Origin of the sequence: Liquorilactobacillus satsumensis (assembly GCF_964065465.1) — a bacterium.
GTDB classification, from domain to species: domain Bacteria; phylum Bacillota; class Bacilli; order Lactobacillales; family Lactobacillaceae; genus Liquorilactobacillus; species Liquorilactobacillus satsumensis.
The window spans coordinates 2,527,990-2,543,978 of the sequence record NZ_OZ061606.1 but is presented as its reverse complement, the minus strand read 5'-3'; the positions used below and the strand labels follow the sequence as shown (position 1 = coordinate 2,543,978).

Below are 15,989 nucleotides of genomic sequence, written 5' to 3'. Positions count from 1 at the left end.
TTTATTCTTCAAATTGGCTAAGGTAATCCCAGCGATTCATCTTTGCTTCGATTTTTTGATCAGCCTGCTCTACTTGACGTTGCAGATCACCGAGTTGTGTATAATTACTACCTGGGAGTGCTGCCATCTGCTGTACCAGTTGTTGCTTTTCTTGTTCCAAGCGGTCAATGACTTCTTCAATCGCTTTCAACTCAATTTTTTCAGCATAGGTTAACTTTGTCTTTTTCTGACTTGCATGTAGTTCTTTTTGCTGCGTAGGCTGTTCTTTTTTATTAACAGACTGGTGTTTTTCAAAGTCCTGATGCTCTTGTAAATAGTTACTGAAACGGCCAGTATACTGTTCAATCTTGCCCTTTCCGGAGAAAATTAATAGTTGTTGGGCCACCTTATCCAAGAAATAGCGGTCATGCGAAACGGTGATCACAGCACCATTAAAGGTTGCTAAATAATCCTCTAAGACAGTCAGCGTTGCAATGTCAAGATCATTTGTAGGTTCATCCAAAAGCAATACGTTTGGGCTACTCATGAGCAACTTTAATAAATAAAGTCTACGCTTCTCACCCCCAGAAAGCTTACGAATCAAGATTCCATGCATAAAACGTGGAAAAAGGAATTGTTCCAGTAATTGCGTCGTACTAATGTGCTGACCAAAGCGATCAACTACATTTTGAGCATAGTCGTTTAAATAACTAATCATGCGCTGATCACCCGGAATCGGCTCCATTTGCTGCTTGTAATATGCCAACTTCACGGTCTGCCCAAGCTCAATTACACCGCTATTCAAAGGTAACAAACCCGCACAGACATTTAAGAAACTCGTTTTGCCAGCCCCATTTGCACCAGTAATGCCTATGCGGCTGTTAGCTTGTACTAAAAGATTGAAATCTTTAATAATTTGGTGTTGGGCCACTTTGAGCGTCCCATTTTTGATTTCAATGACCTTTTTCCCAAGCCTTTGCTGCTTTAGACTAATGTCAACCTGTCCTTCTTGTTGTGGCTCATGCAAATCACGTTTTAATTCATTAAAGCTGTTGATACGCGCCTGTTGTTTCGTAGTTCTAGCCTTAGCTCCCGTGTGCATCCACGCAAGTTCTTTTTTATAAAGCTGCTGTTGTTTATGCGCAGCTTCTTCTTCTAAAGTTACCCGCTTTGCTTTTTGTTCCACAAAGTCTTGATAATTTCCCGGATACGTATATAGTTTCCCAAAAGACAATTCCATAATTTGCGTTGCAACCTGATCCAAAAAATAGCGATCATGCGTAACGACTAACAGTGCACCCTGATAAGCGGCCAAATAGTCCTGCAGCCAATTAATCGAATCAAAGTCCAAATGGTTAGTTGGTTCGTCCAACACCAGCAGATCGGGCGCCTGAATCAGAACCTGGGCCAAGCCGACACGTTTTTTCTGACCTCCAGAAAGAGTTCCTACTTTTTGCTCAAGCTGTGTCAAATGCAGTTGCGACAAAATCGTTTTAACATCACTTTCGGCACTCCATGCGTTTTCGCGATTCATATTCTCTTCAGCGCGCACGTACCTCTGCTGGACTTTTTGATCTTCGGGATTTTCGCCATATTCTTGCAATGCTTCTTCATAATTCCGAATTGTTTGGAAAACAGGTGCAGCACCTTCAAAAACCGCTGTAATTATGGTCGCCTGTTCATCAAGTTCAGGAGTCTGTTTCAAATAACTGATACGATAATCGTGCGGTGTAATCAATTGACCGCTGTCAGGTGAATCAACACCGGTCAACACATTGAGTAAAGATGTCTTTCCGGAGCCATTCGTTCCAATCAAACCAATGCGATCGTGTTCATTAATCATAAAATTTAAATTTTTAAATAGTGTTTTTTCACCATAAGTTTTACTAAGCTCTTCAACTCTTAATGTTTGCATATTGCCACTCTTTCACTCCAAATGATTTTGCTGTGCGGTCGCGGCAGCCTGCAATAGTACCTGTCGTTCATTGGGAAGCTGACCCGAAACAACCGCGCGTTCAAGCTGATCAAGCAGTTGTCCAATATACGGACTGGGCTTAATTGCTAAAAAGTGTAGTAAATCGCCGCCATTAATTGCTAATTCATGCCTTGTTTTAATCGGCAGCCGTTCATAATGCTGCGCAATTGCAGCAGCATTTTTTCCTTTACCCATCACAGTTGCGGCTTCATTTGCATAAAGCAAACAATCTAGGCCAGCTTGATATTCATCCCAGGATGTCAACTTCTTTTCCTGTTCAATCTGCAAAATCCGCAAAGTTTTTTGAACAGTTTTGAGCATCTCGTTTGAACTCTTCCAAGCTTTTAAGAGTTTAGTTGCGGTTCGAAGCGATAACCCGCTTAAGAAGCAAAAAAGTGTCCAAGCCCCTTCTTCTGTTTGTAGCGTAAACGCTGGAAACTGCAACAACTGCTTTAAAACCTTTCCCTTATCAAAAAACAAAGGACAATATTGATACAAGCCTGTTTTAAAAAAAGCAGCTAGGCCACGTTGGGGATTTTTGCCCAGCAACAGTTTTGTCCATTCTACGTAAATACGTTCAACCGCGATTTTTTGCAATAGTTCAGCATTTTCTGCGATCGCTGCTAATGTACTGTCCTCGACCTTAAAGTCCAACTTACTAGCAAAACGGACTGTGCGCATCATGCGCAAGGCGTCCTCATGGAACCGTTCATGTGGATCACCAACTGCTCGAATCACTCTGTTTTTCAGATCCGCTAATCCAGCAAAAAGATCAATAACCTGACCATTCACATCCATAGCCAAAGCATTAATTGTAAGGTCACGTCTTTTAAGATCCTCTGCTAAGGACCTGACAAATTCAACTTTATCCGGACGACGAAAATCCTGATACGCTGATTCTGTTCTAAAAGTCGTGATTTCATATGCACGCCCGTGGTCCATTACCGTCACCGTTCCATGCTCAATGCCAGTGTCGATCGTTTTCTTAAAGAGCTGCTTAACCTCCTGTGGGTAAGCACTTGTTGCAATGTCAACGTCATGCAGTGGCACTCCTAAAAGCGTGTCCCGCACGCATCCTCCCACAAAGTAAGCTTCAAATCCAGCGTCCTGGATCCTTTGTAAAATTACCTTAGCACTTTGAAACTGATGCGGCAGTTTTTGAATTCTCATAGGATATGCTCAAGCCCTACAAAAAGTTCGTCATAATTTTTGATCTTAGAAATCGCAACTGCCACTCCAGACATAAATGAGATCCGATCGAATGAATCCTGTCTGATTGTTAAAGCCTCACCAAGTCCACCAAAAAGAACTTGTTCATGTGCCACATACCCGGGCAGCCGAACACTATGAATCTTCATCCCTTGATAATCAGCTCCACGCGCACCTGGCAATGTTTCTTTTTCATCTGGGTTGCCCTGCACTTTTTCTTTGCGGACCTTAGCGATCATTTTAGCGGTATTCAAGGCGGTCCCGCTTGGAGCATCCAGTTTATTGTTGTGATGCATTTCAATAATCTCAACATCCGGCAGGTATTTTGCCGCTTGTTGTGCAAATTGCATCAAAAGTACCGCAGAGATTCCGAAGTTCGGTGCGATCAACCCCCCGACTTTTTTCTCCTTAGCAAGACGCTGCAACTCACCTACCTGCTCATCTGTCAAACCAGTCGTCCCAATAACTGGGGAAATCCTTTGTTCAAGCGCAAATTTAACGTTAGCAAAAACTGACGCTGGTGAAGTAAAATCAACCCACACATCCAGCCCTGCGCTTTTAATCTGCTGCAATTCGCTGTAAACTGGCACATCCAGTGCTTGATACTCATTAATCTCATTGAGGTTGCTTTCTGTCGCTCTTGGATCATAAACAGCAGCTAATTCAAAATCCTGATTTTCATTGACCATCTGAACCGTCGTTTTACCCATTCTGCCTTTGAATCCTGCAACAATAACTTTTATCATAACAACCATCCTTTTCCTGTTAGCTTTTCCATTTTATTCTAACAGATTGTTTTATCTCTTGCATCATCTTCTAAAGAAACGAAAAACAAATAGGATTCGACCCCACTGCCTAAAAATTGTGTTATGCTTTTGCAGGAAGTTCTTTAAAAAGACGCACGGGAGGAAAACTCATGTATCAAACCAATACCAAGGTCCGCTGGGTGGACTTCGTGATGATTTCACTAGGATGTGCCCTATATGCATTTGGACTTGTGAAAATCAACATTGCAAACAAGCTGGCTGAAGGCGGAATTACAGGAATTACTTTGATTATCCGTTATTGGCTTCAGATTGACCCTGCATTATCCACCATCATCCTTAATCTACCGCTAATTGTGATTGGCTATCGTTATCTAGGCAGAACTGCACTTATTTACACTCTTTTTGGAACCCTCTCACTTTCTTTTTTTATTTGGTTCTGGCAGCGAATTCCAATTCAAATCAATATCCATCACGATCTCTTCATCGCAGGTCTGCTGGCTGGATTACTCGGCGGAACTGGCTCTGGGATTGTTTACCGCTTTGGTGGAACAACTGGTGGAACTGATATTGTTGCACGTATTTTCGAGAAAAATCAGGGAATTTCAATGGGTAAGACACTGTTGACGCTAGATGCAGTTGTCTTAAGTGCTTCCTTGAGCTACGTCGATCTGCGCAGAATGATGTACACCTTGTTGGCCTCATATGTTTTTTCAAAAATTGTCACCTTTACACTCGAAGGAGCCTACGCCGCACGCGGTGTTATTATTATCAGTGCACAACATGAGCAGATTGCGCAGGATATCATGCAGCACTTAGGCAGAGGCGTCAGTTACCTGCATGCAATGGGCGGTTATTCTAAAAAAGAGTATCAAGCAATCTACTGTGTTGTCAGCCCCAGTGAATTAATGTTGCTCAAGCACATTGTCAGTGATTGGGATCAACGTGCTTTTGTATCAATTCTGAGTGTCAATGAGGTGCTTGGTGAAGGTTTTTCTTATGATGCACCAAAGAGAAAGTTAAACCTCGGCGGCAAGTCGAAAAAAACGTATTAAAGATGCTCGAAACGTTTTTCAAATGAGCAAAAAACTGACAAAAAAATTTAAAAAGTGATATTTTGAGGATAGCACTACTGTTGGCTAGGTTATGATAACGCCTAGTCTTTTTTTGTGGTTAAATTTTTTGTCTCTTAACATGCTGTTTGCTGATGGTAATTCCAGCCGCTTTTTGTTGGAATTTTTTTAATAATTTTACTTCTGCTACAGCTGCCTTTAAATGAGAATAGTTTTTATTTTTGTGCTAAAATGGTGTAAATAAACTGTGAAAGAAGGTCAAAAGATGGCACTTAACAACCGCAAATTGGATCATATTTTGGAAGATCGCGGCTTGACCAATTTAGATCCTGATACACTTTGGCAAGTCAAAGCAATTTTAAGTGAACTTGAGGGTGAACAATTGCTTAAAAATAGTAAAAAAATAATTTCAAGTGATTTTGTTGCAGAAAAAGCAACTGCCAATTATTTGCGTGCGGTCGTTGAACAAAATTGGGTCATTATTTCGCAAAATAACCGTATTATTGAAAAGCTCTCTTCAAAAAGCTGATTCTTATAAATGGAAAAAGCAAGTCAAACTTTAATATTTGGCTCCGTTCCACAACGCAGCAGTGCGATTATTACAAACTAAAGTTAGGTCGCGCTATAATGTAGTTAATAAATTAGGGGGCTACAAGAATGATTGGATGCAGCAGTTTAACGTTGAACACACAAGATCATAAACATCTCTTGGCACGTACCATGGATTTTACTATTGAAATGGCAGAGGAAGTTATTTTTGTTCCGCGGGGCAAAAGTTTTAAGACAAACTATACGAGTGCTGCAAAGATCACTGCAAAATATGCAAACATGGGAATTGGTCAGTTGAATGATCATGCTCCCATCCTCTTTGATGGACTCAATGAAAAGGGACTGATGGGTGCAACACTCTACTTCCCACGCTATGCACATTACAGCCAAAAAATGATGCCTGAGCGGACTAACGTTTCACCGGATAAGGTGATCGCAACTGTCCTTGCAACAGCTGCAAACCTCACAGAAGCAGCCACTCTCTTTAAAAATTCACTTAACATTGTAGCGCAAGAAAATGCAACGATTGGGACTGTTCCGCCTTTGCACTATATTTTCAGTGACCAAAGTGGTGCCAGTCTAATTGTTGAACCGCGGGCAGATGGCGTACAGCTGATTGAAGATTCGATTGGTGTAATGACCAACAGCCCAGATTATCGGTGGCATGAAAATAATTTGCGAAATTATCTGACTGTCACTGCACAGCAACATGCTCCGGTTAAGTTCTTGAATAAGACACTCTTTCCCTTTAGCCAAGGATCCGGTACGTTTGGCCTGCCAGGTGACTACACCCCGCCTGCGCGCTTTATCCGGGTGGCCTTTTTGAAAAATGCAGCCACTCAAGCTGCTAATGAAATTGCGGGTATTTCACTCTTACATCACATTCTAGAAGCAGTCAGTATTCCGCAAGGTGCAGTCGTTACCGAACGCGGCACCCAAGATTATACCTGCTATACGGCTTATATGTGTGCAGAGTCGCTTTCTTTTTACTTCTCGACATACTTTAATCAAAGAATCAACAAGATTTCTTTAGCTCCTTTGCTGCTGGAAAAGGATTACAAAATCTTCAAAATAAATAATCATGAAGATCTGCATGAATTAAATTAAGGACAATTCTGGCTGAAAAACCAATCGTTTTCATGCAAATTATTTTATAAATGTTAAAATGCTACCCAAATGAGTTAAGGGACTGTGACAAAAGTTAAATTTTGTCACCGCCCCTCTTTTATTCCGGATAAACGTGTTCCATAAGTCAAAATTCTCCGTCTAACTTTGAATTACTCATAGCAAAGCACTCGCTATGTTCGTAATTTCGAGTTAGCACTCAATTTCCCCGACTTAAGTCACACTCTCTTAATGTTTACTAGTGAGCTTTTTTCTTTAACAAATCACTGATCAACTGAATGACGCTCTTTAATCTGAAAATCCGCTGCATGCTCAAACATGTAGCGCACTGTTCGCCCTTTGGTCCCAGTTAAAACTTGAAAATCGTCAGTGTGTGTTGCCATTTTTCCCAAACGAATTGCTTTTCCAAAGGTCACCATTCCTTCTGAAGAAAATGGTGCGCTTGACCCTTTTTTGAATTGTCCGTCTGTTGTCCGTGGCACTCCCATTTTATCAAAAAGCGCGTAATCCTCTTCATCAGAGATCTCTTGATACTTGACCTGGTTACCGGTGACTGCATTTCCGATCTTAATAAATTCAGAAATAGTGAGTAGTTCTGGGCCGTTAATATTTAAAATTTCACGGTGCAGATACGGATTAGCAAGTACTGCTGCAGCCGCTATAGCACAATCCGCACGCGAGATATAAGCCATCTTTCCAGTACCCTGATTATTACTCAATACTCCAGTCTCCAACATCGCAAAATAGTTCGTAATCATTGCCTCGGCGTATTGCGAATTACGTAAAAAAACATAATCTAGTTTGGTGTTTTCAATATACGATTCGGTCCACGCATGATCGATTTTTTCAATGCTTGGATTGCTTGGATCAGTTGCATTAACTAGCGAAGTATAAATAAGCTGTTTAACATTGCCTGCAACACAAGCATCAATTACATTTTTGTGTGCCCGCTGTCGTTTTTCACCCACAAAGGGCATCGAAATCAAAAGCAGCTTATCTGCATTAGCAAAAATTTTAGTTAACCCTGCAACATCATTGAAGTTAGCAACCGCCGTTTCAATTCCGCTTTCTTTATACTTAGTCAAGCCTGCTGCTTTTGGAGCCGTAAACAACAATTCATTGTGTGGGACTAACGCTTGTACTCTTTCAGCTACGCGCGCCCCAAAATTACCATCGACACCTGTTACAATATACTTACCCATAATCAAGCACTCCTTTGATATTTTTTTCACAATCTTTACCACCCGATTATAGCATGCTTACTTAAATAAGCAGCCTTCCGTTTTAGGGAGAAGTTTAACTTATAGTTAACCAAGGAGGAATACCATGGATGACAAGCTTAAGTACTTTCTTTACGCAGCTCAAAATTTAAGCTTTACTAAGACAGCTGCACATTTTTTTATTTCAACTACTGCAGTCAGTAAAGCCATCGCCAACCTTGAAGAAAAAATTGGATTTCCACTCTTCAAACGCCGCTATAATTCGCTTGAACTCACCCAAGCTGGACGCAATTTCTATGAAAACGCGCGTTTTATTGCACTCGACTATGAAAATGCCATTAAAAGCGGACAACATTTGTATAAAGATTCACAGCCTCAACTAACAATTGGTTTTTCTAGTTTATACGAAAGTTGGTTGCTGACACCACTTTTAAATGAATTTCGTCAACATCATAAAATCACTTTTAACTTTACACAACGCAGCATCGAACAGCTTGCACAAGGCGTTAGTCATAATATCATTGACCTTGCCTATTCTTTTGGCAATCTGCCGCCTCTTCCCAACCTAGAGATGACAACTTTGCATCAATCTAATTATTTAGTCGGAATCTCCTGCACTAGCTCTTTAAGTCACGCTAAAGTGCTTGATCCTAGTGCGCTGCAAAATCAAACTTGTGGCTATTATAGTCAACCAACCTCGTTAAATGCTAAACGCTGGTTAAATGCAAAAGCCCAAGCAAGTGGATACCTTTTCAAATCCTTTAAACAATATGAAACACTACCCGCACTGTTATTGGCTGTCGCCACTGATCAATGCTTCGCCTTTTTTCCAGATTTCTGGGACAAGCAACCATTTTTCCCAGAAATTAAATTACGACCAACGACCCAACCCTTCGACAGTTATAAATTTGTAGAATTTAAGAAGCGACAATCTAGTGAACTGTGTACCCTGTTAAGTTCCGCTATCAAAAAAACATTTGCTAATAAGTAATCCGCTTGTATAAGCATTTACTAAACATTGCATGTGCTATTTCTGGGTGGTCACATCGGGACTATCTTTAAAAGTCATTTTGCATTATGCTGGTATATATAATAGAAGCGGTCAAAAACAGCTCACTCAATTCACACAAAAGACTAAAACTTTGAGTCTTTTTTAACGATTGAGTTAATAAGCGACTGTCCCTTCTTTGATTAAGGATCCCGCACAAAATCGATACGGATCTTGCAACAATTAAATAAAAGGATGCGTGAAAATGAAAGAATATGATCCAGATTTTTTAGATTTCGTCCAGAGACTTGGAGAATGGTTTCACGAAGCGGAGCAAAATCAGTATGATATTTCGCAGTCTGAAGAAGCCTATGATGATGACATTGCAATGATCGCTGTAATTTCAGAATTAAACACATTCATTACAAAAAACGAAGCACTGTTAGAAAATCTCTTCAACACATATCGCCACAAGTTGGAATAACATTTCTTATTCTAACTGCTTTTAGTCAAAATCTTTGCTGCTGTTTTATGATCTAAGGCATGCGCTGCTGAGCTTTCTGTGAATCCTTGCTAGACAACGTTTCTTGAAAACTATTTTGGTTATGTTTATCTAAAAATAATATTCAAGTAATAATTATTTAAATTCGGGGGAAGCAGAATGGATAAAGATTTAACGTACTTCATGTATAGATTAGAAACATGTCTGGAAGAAGCTATTAAAGAACAGCAACAGGCTGCCGGGGGACCAGATTCTGTTGAAGATGACCTTGCGATGCTTAGAGTACTTGAGGAACTTGAAAATTATATAGACAGAAACGAATTTTTGCGCTGTTTGTTGTACCAAGTTTACCAAAAAAATCTGCATTAATTGACCTTAAGCAGCTCAAAAACCACGTGCACTAAATAAAAGGGGACTGTGACAAAAGTCAAATTTTGTCACAGCCCCTCTTTTATTCCGGATAAACGTGTTCCATAAGTCAAAATTCTCCGTTTAACTTCGAAAAAATGGAGACTCACTTTTTAAAATTGAGAAAAAAGCTCATCTTTAAGATCCTGCATTTCAAGATCATTAGGAACGATTTTGAGATAAGCTACAACATTTTCCTGAGCTTTCTTTAAATGACCAGCGGCGCGACTAACAAATGCAAATTCTCTAAGAAAGTCAGGATTGTCATTAAATGAAGCTGCCGCTGCCTGATAATTCGCAAAGGCATCTTGTTCTTTTTCAAGTGCATTATAAGCTTGCCCCATATTCCAGTAAAGCTGCGGATCAACCTCATCTGCTTGCAAAAACATACTCAAAAAGTCAATGGTCTCTTGGTAGCGCTGACGGCTAAGTAATAGGTTACTCAGTTCAATTACTAAAGTTAGGTTATCCGGCTCCAGCTCAAGCGCTTTTTTTAAATAGTCTGCTGCTGCTTGCGGTTGTTGCAGCTTTAGTGAAACATTGCTTGCTTCTTGGTAAAGCTTAATGTTGTACTCATCATAGCGTAGGCCTTGCTTGAACGCCTCAAGTGCTTCTTGGAGCAACCCCTGCTCTTCGTACGCCCTTCCTAAGTATGGATAAAGCGTCGTGTAGTCGCTTTGAGCTGCCGCAAGTTTTTTAAAGTTCTTAATTGCACCCTCGTAATCTTTAAGTTGAAACTGCGTAAACGCTAACTGAAAACGAGTGTCTGGATCAAAATCAGCTTCAGAAACCTGCTCGAAGTACCCCAAAGCTTGTTCCAGCTTCCCAGCAGCAGCAGAAACCTGTGCTAACCGTTTTACAAGATGCACCCCAGCAACTGTTGCACTTCCCTCTTTTACTAACTGCAGGTACAGCTTCAGTGCTTTATGGTACTCTTTCATATTGAAATAAAGTTCGGCAAGCCCAAACGTCACAGCTTCTTCTGTAGGTGCAATTCTTTGAGCCGCAAGCAATTTTTGTTCGCTAACTTCAAAGAGTCCCTGTGTTTGATATAAGTCAGCTGCCACTAACAGTGCATTGAGATAGGCATCAGAAGTAGGTTGAATAGCCGCCAAATAATTCAAAGCCTCATCATCTTTCCCTTGATCAACTGCAAGGTCAGCAAGTGCAACCTTCAACAAATCTTCATCTGGAAATTTTTGCAATAAGTTTTTGTATGCTTGTGCAGCCAGATCAGAAAATCCCAACAAGTACAACTCTTCTGCTAAGTGATAAAGGTCATCCGGGGTGTCTTGTTGCAAAGCCTGTCCAAATTCCTGCCTCGCAGCAGTCAACTTTCCGTTTTTGAGCAACTCAATTGTTTTCAATGAATGATTCATATAAACTCCTTTTAAGAATAATATTTTAGTAAGCCGCCAAGCAAACATTCCGTTAACATGCACAAAAAAGCCGGACTTTAAGCCCTGACTCTTTAATTTTTTAAGTAGCCGCTAAATGCCTCAATGGCAATGATTGTACCATATTATTTTTTTAAAGTATAGTATTGTGTAATGCTTGTCACCACGTTTTTGGCTCGGGTCACCTAAGCTCTTGGTTTATCTTTTACAAATTCCATGCATTCTGGCTTTTTCTTGTTCACACTTTGTTAGCTAAAAAGCCAATCTATCTTCTAAAAAACTAAAACATAATATTATAAAATAGTTGCTAGTTTAAAGGAGGATAAAGCATGTCAAAAGAAAACAATGCATTTAAAAAAATAATTCTGACAGTTATTGCAGCTGTTATTTTGATGGGAGCTAGCGGCGCTGCAGGCTATTTTTTAGGTCACAATAGCGCTCAAGCCAATTTAAGCAAGACGATGAAACAAAAAGGTGGTGGAATGCCCAACGGTAAAAAACCTACTGGATCACCAGCTGGGAACGGAACTAAAAATTAATCAATTTTTTACTTAATAAGGGGCTGTGACAAAATTTAAATTTTGTCACAGTCCCTCTTTCATTCCGGATAAACGTGTTCCAGAAGTCAAAATTCTCCGTCTAACTTCGAATTACTCATAGCAAAGTACTCCCTATGTTCATAATTTCGAGTTAGCACTCACATTTTCCCGACTTATGTCACACTCTCTTTTTTGTTACGCCATTTTTTGTGCCTAAATCCACCTAAGCTTTTGAGCTCGCTCAGAAAAAAATTTTCAAAGTCTGCCAAATTGGTCCTAAGCTAAATAGTTTTAATTACTTGGCATTATGTTATATTTAAATTATTCAAGGCTCATGTAGTCCAAATACTGATGACGCTAAAAGCTGACTTCATATAGGGGGAGTAATTATGCAAGAAAATAGCAAAACCGTACCTGCTCAGATCAAAGGGTGGAATTGGGGTGCCTTCATGTATAATATTTTTTGGGGAATCGGCAATAAGACATACCTGCCACTCTTATGTTTAATTCCGGTATTTAATCTTGTCTGGATATTCGTATGCGGTTTCAAAGGAAACGAATGGGCTTGGCAAAATGGAGATTATAAGGACATTGAGACCTTTAAAGCTGTTCAAGCGACTTGGAATCGGGCTGGTCTTGTACAATTTATTATTGCAGTTGTTATTTTTGTTCTTTATCTCTTGTTCTTTGCCTCAATCTTCGCTTCACTTATGAATTCATATTAACAAAATAAAACACATTCCTAGCTCAAAAGAGCCAAGAATGCGCCTATGGAATACTGTGGGGAGTTAAACTCCCAAATGTATTATAAATGAATTTATGCTTTTCAACAAGCTTTTTTAGAAAAAATATTCACTACTATCTTCATATCAAAAATATAACCTGCAAGCTTTTTATATTTGCAAAAACAAACTCTACCTGCAGATCACTCCAGAAAAACAACCTCAAACTGCATTTCCCAAAATATCATTCTTGCTCAGCTTAATAGAATTAAAATAAAAGAAAAAGCTGATAAATCAACGTTTTACGCTGACTTATCAGACTTTACAAATGTATCATCAGAACGTTTTGTTCCGACTTAAGACGGATAAAGAACGGTTTTATTTAACAGCATCCTTTAAGGCCTTACCTGGTTTAAATGCAGGTACTTTGCTTGCAGGAATTTGAATTTCTTTACCTGTTTGTGGGTTACGGCCCTTACGAGCTGCACGGTCACGTACTTCAAAGTTACCAAAACCAATAAGTTGGACCTTTTCGCCCTTTGCTAATGTAGCTTGGATTGTTTCAAAAACTGCATCAACAGCAGTTGTTGCATCTTTCTTTGTCAAGCCAGTTTTTGTAGCAACTGTTTCGATTAATTGTGCTTTGTTTGCCATGTGTTTCACCTCCTCAAATGAAGAAATAGACACAGATAACAAATATCTGTCAACAGTCATTTTGACTGAATCAAAATGATGAAACAATGACTAACAAAATCATTATCTCTGTTAATAAGATAGCATATAAAGCCTAATCTGACAAGGTTTTTAACCCTTTTTTTAGTTTTTTGAACTAAATTTTCCGCGTAAAAAAACGCTTTTTTTCAGGGTAAAAAATTAGCTTAACACATTGGACATTATTTTTAAACTATTTACGCTTACGCTCTATCAAATGAAGCGGCGTCCCCGTAAAATCAAAGGCTTCACGAATTTGATTCTCCAAAAAACGTGCATAGGAGAAATGCATCAGTTCAGGATCATTTACAAAAACAACAAAAGTTGGCGGTTTAATTGCAACCTGTGTCGTATAGTAAATGCGCAGGCGCTTACCATTATCGGTCGGCGTTGGGTTCCGTGCAATTGCATCCATCACAACATCGTTCAAGACAGCTGATGGAATACGGCGTTGATGATTTTCATTGATTCGTTTGATCAATTGTGGCAACTGATCAAGACGCTGCTTAGTCCGTGCCGAAACAAAAATGATTGGCGCATAACTAAGATACTGAAATTCTTGTCGGATCAGCTCTTCAAATTCCTGCATCGTGTGATTAGTCTTTTTAACAGTATCCCATTTGTTGACTAAAATAATAATCCCGCGTCCAGCCTCATGCGCATAACCCGCAACCTTTTTATCCTGCTCGCGGATTCCTTCTTCAGCATTGAGAACAACTAAAACAACATCCGAACGATCAATCGCGCGCAATGCCCTTAGAACCGCATACTTTTCAGTATTTTCATAAACCTTTCCTTTTTTTCTGATTCCGGCAGTGTCAATAACTGTAAATTCATCACCATTAGCGGAGATAAAAGGAGTATCAATCGCATCGCGGGTTGTCCCTTCCACGCTAGAAACAATTACACGATTTTCACCCAAAATGGCATTTACCAATGATGATTTACCAACGTTAGGACGCCCAATCAGACTAAAACGGGTTGTATGATCTTCAATTTCTGCACCCGTATTAGGAAAAGAACGGCACACCTGATCAAGTAGATCCCCAATCCCAATACCGTGCGTACTGGAAATGGGAACTGGTTCACCAAAACCAAGCGCATAAAAATCAAAGATTTCACTTCTTAACTCTGGATTATCAACCTTATTAACAGCCACCACGACGGGCTTATCTGAACGATAAAGAATTTTGGCGACTTTTTCGTCTGCATCAGTGACACCTTCGCGTACACTCACAACAAAAACAATAACATCTGCTTCATCAATCGCAATTTCTGCTTGCTCGGTAATTTGAGTCAAAAATTCCTCTTCGCCTGTGTCAATCCCGCCCGTGTCAATCAAGCTGAATTTCTGTCCCAGCCATTCACTGTGAGCATAAATACGATCACGAGTCACTCCTGGAACATCTTCAACGATAGAGATTCTTTCTCCAGCAATCCGATTAAAAACGGTTGACTTGCCAACATTAGGGCGACCCACAATTGCAACAACTGGATTAGCCAATATTTACACCCTCTTTCAAAATTATTCAAGTTCATCTACCAACTGAAATCATAAAAAATGACCCAAAAGCAGCTTATCTTTCGGGTCATTCTGAATAACATAGTAGAAGAATTACTTATCTTCGTCTTTATCCTTCAAATCACCAACAAGATCACCCAAGGTGAATCCGGTGCTTTCTTCAGGAATGTCAACCTTTGAAGGTTTCTCAGCTTCCTTCTTAACTTCACTTCCAGCACTTGGTTTTTCTTCGAGTGCCTTGATTGAAAGTGCCAAACGATGTTCTTGAGGATGAACACTAAGCACCTTCACTTTGATTTTTTCACCAGAACTTAAAACTTCATTTGGAGTTGCAATGTGCTTATGTGAGATCTGGGAAATATGAACCAAACCTTCAACTCCTGGGAAGACTTCAACAAAAGCACCAAAGCTGGTCAGACGTTTAACAGTTCCTTCAAGTACATCGCCTTCAGCGACTTTTTCTGCTAAATCATCCCAAGGTTGCGGTAAGGTTTGCTTAATTGATAATGAAATACGTTCTTTATCTTTATCAACTGCAAGAATCTTAACTTTAACTGTTTCGCCAACCTTTAGCACATCAGCAGGTTTGCCAACACGTTCATATGAAATTTCTGAGACGTGTACTAAGCCATCAACGCCACCTAGATCAACAAAAGCACCAAAACTGGTCAAACGCGCAACTTTGCCTTCAACAACATCCCCCACAACTAATTGGGAAAGAGTCTCAGCTTTCTTTGCTTCACGTTCCTTGCGCACAATTTCTTTATGCGAAAGAATTAACCGGTTCTCACTTGGCTCAATTTCAATAATCTTAAGTTCAAGTGTCTGACCCTTGTATTGACTCAGATCTTCAACAAAACGATCATCAACCATCGAAGCCGGGATAAAGCCACGTACGCCTGCATCAACAACTAAGCCACCCTTTACAACTTGTGTAACAGGTGCTGTAATTGTTTCTTCAGCTTTGAACTTGTCTTCAATCTCATCCCAAACTTTACGTGCCTTTAGTCGACGCTGCGAAAGTAGGTAACTTCCGCCTTCTTTGTCAGAACCAATCCGTGAAATCACTACTAAGTCCAATACGTCTCCAACCTTAACATTTTCTTCAACGTTTTCATCGGCCTTAACACTGATTTCCTTAAAAGGCACTACGCCTTCGACACCGGTTCCTTCAATTCCAACGATCACTTGTTTTGCATCGTCAATGGCCAAAACTTCCCCCTTGACAACATCACCGATCTTAACCTCGTTGACGCTATTGAGCGCCTCTAATAAATCTTTGTTTGATTCTGCTTCACTCATGGAC

The 15,989-nt window shown here is 40.0% G+C and carries 16 protein-coding genes; 8 read left to right on the top strand and 8 right to left on the bottom strand.

The window, feature by feature from the left end; all coding sequences use genetic code 11:
* Position 1: 1 nt before the first annotated feature.
* The 3 genes from AB3Y88_RS11945 to dapB are packed head-to-tail and all read right to left on the bottom strand — an operon-like array spanning position 2 to position 3,909.
* Entirely contained in the window at positions 2-1,894 is a 1,893-nt protein-coding gene (locus AB3Y88_RS11945) for an ABC-F family ATP-binding cassette domain-containing protein (protein WP_228887911.1), read from the bottom strand.
* A gap of 12 nt (positions 1,895-1,906) precedes the next feature.
* Positions 1,907-3,124 (bottom strand): CCA tRNA nucleotidyltransferase, encoded by a 1,218-nt coding sequence (locus AB3Y88_RS11940; protein ID WP_228887910.1) that lies wholly within the window; start codon positions 3,122-3,124, stop codon positions 1,907-1,909.
* Positions 3,121-3,909 (bottom strand): 4-hydroxy-tetrahydrodipicolinate reductase, encoded by a 789-nt coding sequence (dapB, locus tag AB3Y88_RS11935; protein ID WP_056960366.1) that lies wholly within the window; start codon positions 3,907-3,909, stop codon positions 3,121-3,123. Before dapB ends, AB3Y88_RS11940 begins: the two co-directional genes overlap by 4 nt.
* A gap of 170 nt (positions 3,910-4,079) precedes the next feature.
* Here dapB and AB3Y88_RS11930 point away from each other — a divergent pair, with 170 nt between their 5' ends.
* From AB3Y88_RS11930 to AB3Y88_RS11920, 3 genes are all read left to right on the top strand, one after another.
* Complete coding sequence (locus AB3Y88_RS11930) at positions 4,080-4,982, top strand: YitT family protein (protein ID WP_056960332.1); 903 nt, start codon at positions 4,080-4,082, stop codon at positions 4,980-4,982.
* Positions 4,983-5,265: 283 nt separating this feature from the next.
* Positions 5,266-5,529, top strand: coding sequence for a hypothetical protein (locus tag AB3Y88_RS11925; protein WP_054756555.1), 264 nt, complete (start codon positions 5,266-5,268; stop codon positions 5,527-5,529).
* 128 nt (positions 5,530-5,657) lie between these two features.
* The gene (locus AB3Y88_RS11920) at positions 5,658-6,656 is read left to right on the top strand and encodes a choloylglycine hydrolase family protein (protein ID WP_056960329.1); all 999 of its coding nucleotides are present in this window, start codon (positions 5,658-5,660) and stop codon (positions 6,654-6,656) included.
* A gap of 281 nt (positions 6,657-6,937) precedes the next feature.
* Here AB3Y88_RS11920 and AB3Y88_RS11915 read toward each other — a convergent pair whose 3' ends face one another.
* A complete protein-coding gene (locus AB3Y88_RS11915; protein WP_228887909.1) occupies positions 6,938-7,876 on the bottom strand; it encodes an NAD(P)H-binding protein in 939 nt (312 codons plus the stop codon).
* A gap of 124 nt (positions 7,877-8,000) precedes the next feature.
* Between AB3Y88_RS11915 and AB3Y88_RS11910 the strand changes: the two genes are divergently transcribed.
* The 3 genes from AB3Y88_RS11910 (at position 8,001) to AB3Y88_RS11900 (ending at position 9,753) form a co-directional block, all read left to right on the top strand.
* The gene (locus AB3Y88_RS11910; protein ID WP_228887908.1) at positions 8,001-8,885 is read left to right on the top strand and encodes a LysR family transcriptional regulator; all 885 of its coding nucleotides are present in this window, start codon (positions 8,001-8,003) and stop codon (positions 8,883-8,885) included.
* Positions 8,886-9,147: 262 nt separating this feature from the next.
* Positions 9,148-9,366 carry a hypothetical protein gene (locus AB3Y88_RS11905; RefSeq protein WP_054756546.1) on the top strand — a complete coding sequence of 73 codons (219 nt, stop codon included), beginning with the start codon at positions 9,148-9,150 and terminating at the stop codon, positions 9,364-9,366.
* 177 nt (positions 9,367-9,543) lie between these two features.
* Positions 9,544-9,753 carry a hypothetical protein gene (locus AB3Y88_RS11900; protein WP_056960324.1) on the top strand — a complete coding sequence of 70 codons (210 nt, stop codon included), beginning with the start codon at positions 9,544-9,546 and terminating at the stop codon, positions 9,751-9,753.
* A gap of 152 nt (positions 9,754-9,905) precedes the next feature.
* Here AB3Y88_RS11900 and AB3Y88_RS11895 read toward each other — a convergent pair whose 3' ends face one another.
* Positions 9,906-11,171 (bottom strand): lipopolysaccharide assembly protein LapB, encoded by a 1,266-nt coding sequence (locus tag AB3Y88_RS11895; RefSeq protein ID WP_228887907.1) that lies wholly within the window; start codon positions 11,169-11,171, stop codon positions 9,906-9,908.
* Between the two features lie 347 nt (positions 11,172-11,518).
* On the opposite strand from AB3Y88_RS11895, the gene AB3Y88_RS11890 reads away from it, so the two are divergent.
* Entirely contained in the window at positions 11,519-11,728 is a 210-nt protein-coding gene (locus AB3Y88_RS11890) for a hypothetical protein (RefSeq protein ID WP_054756540.1), read from the top strand.
* A 389-nt stretch (positions 11,729-12,117) separates the two neighbouring features.
* Complete coding sequence (locus AB3Y88_RS11885; protein WP_054756538.1) at positions 12,118-12,453, top strand: hypothetical protein; 336 nt, start codon at positions 12,118-12,120, stop codon at positions 12,451-12,453.
* 375 nt (positions 12,454-12,828) lie between these two features.
* Here the strand turns inward: AB3Y88_RS11885 and AB3Y88_RS11880 are convergent, their stop codons facing one another.
* The 3 genes from AB3Y88_RS11880 to rpsA all read right to left on the bottom strand — a co-directional run bounded on the left by AB3Y88_RS11880 (position 12,829) and on the right by rpsA (position 15,985).
* Entirely contained in the window at positions 12,829-13,104 is a 276-nt protein-coding gene (locus AB3Y88_RS11880) for an HU family DNA-binding protein (RefSeq protein ID WP_056960319.1), read from the bottom strand.
* A 250-nt stretch (positions 13,105-13,354) separates the two neighbouring features.
* Positions 13,355-14,665 (bottom strand): ribosome biogenesis GTPase Der, encoded by a 1,311-nt coding sequence (der, locus tag AB3Y88_RS11875; protein WP_056960317.1) that lies wholly within the window; start codon positions 14,663-14,665, stop codon positions 13,355-13,357.
* Between the two features lie 111 nt (positions 14,666-14,776).
* Positions 14,777-15,985, bottom strand: a complete 1,209-nt coding sequence (gene rpsA, locus AB3Y88_RS11870; RefSeq protein ID WP_056960315.1) for a 30S ribosomal protein S1 — start codon at positions 15,983-15,985, stop codon at positions 14,777-14,779.
* Positions 15,986-15,989 lie beyond the last annotated feature (4 nt).